The following is a 1,152-nucleotide window of genomic DNA, read 5'->3' on the forward strand; positions in this document are numbered from 1 at the left end:
GGAGTAAGGGAGTAAGGGAGTAGGGGAAATATGACTGGCACGAAGCCGCACGATTGGTATGGCTTCCCTACTTCCCTACTTCCCTACTTCCCTACTTCCCAGCGCCTTGTACACCGCAATGCCGGCGGCGAGGTCTTCGAGGGCTGCGCCGACCGATTTGAACAGCGTGATCTCACTGGGGCTCTGCCGGCCCTTCTTCTGGCCGCGTGCCAATTCATGCAGGTCGGCGACGATGGCTTGCGGCTTCAGCACGCCCGAGGCCAGCGGCTGGACGATATCGCCCGCCTCCTTGGCGGCGCCTGCCCGGGTATCGACGTAGACGCGAGCACGCGCAATCGCATCGTCGTCGCTTTCGCGCATGACCGGCGTGAAGCCGCCGACCAGATCGACATGGGTGCCCGGCTTCAACAGCGCGCCCTTGATCAGCGGCGTGGTCGTGATGGTCGCCGACGAAACGATGTCGGCCTGGCCGATTTCGGCGTCGAGATCGCTCGCGGCAGTGGCCGCAAAGCCCTCGGCGCGCAATTCCGCCGCAACCTTTTCGGCATTGGCCGGTGTGCGGTTCCAGATGCGGATTGCGGTGATCGGCCGCACCGCTGAATGCGCCCTGGCGAGGAACGGCGACAGCGCGCCGGCGCCGACCACCAGCAGCCGCTCAGCGTCCTCGCGGGCCAGATAGGAAGCGGCCAGCGCCGAGGCGCAGGCCGTGCGCCACTGCGTCAGCCGCTGGCCATCGATCATGGCTTCAGGCTCGCCGGTCGCGCCGTCGAGCAGGAGGTAAAGCCCCATCACAGCGGGTTTGCCTACGGTGTTGTTGTCGGGCGACACCGTGACGATCTTGACGCCGATATGGCCGCCTGCCGACGTGCCGGCCGCATTGAAGTCGGTCCAGGCAGGCATCAGGAGCAGCGTCGAGGCCGCGCCGTCGGGCCGTTCGACCGTATGGTGATGCCTGACCGGTTGTACCGCGCCATCGCGAAAGGCCGCGCGCAGCGTCTCGACCAGGCCGGGAAAGGTCAGCGCTTGATCGACCTCGGCCGCCGAAATGGTCAGCATGGGAAACTCCATGGAGAGAAATACGCCTAACGCATAACCGAAAATGGTACAGCGTCCTTTGCGCGTCCCAAAGGACGTGCGGCGCTGTGTTGGCTC

1 protein-coding gene is annotated in these 1,152 nt (G+C 65.4%); it reads right to left on the minus strand.

The genetic code is table 11. From position 1 onward, the window contains the following. Positions 1 to 75 precede the first annotated feature (75 nt). Complete coding sequence (locus EOA85_RS35735; protein WP_065010166.1) at positions 76 to 1,056, minus strand: ornithine cyclodeaminase family protein; 981 nt, start codon at positions 1,054 to 1,056, stop codon at positions 76 to 78. Positions 1,057 to 1,152: the final 96 nt, after the last annotated feature.

Source organism: Mesorhizobium sp. M5C.F.Ca.IN.020.29.1.1, assembly GCF_003997375.1.
GTDB lineage: Bacteria > Pseudomonadota > Alphaproteobacteria > Rhizobiales > Rhizobiaceae > Mesorhizobium > Mesorhizobium wenxiniae.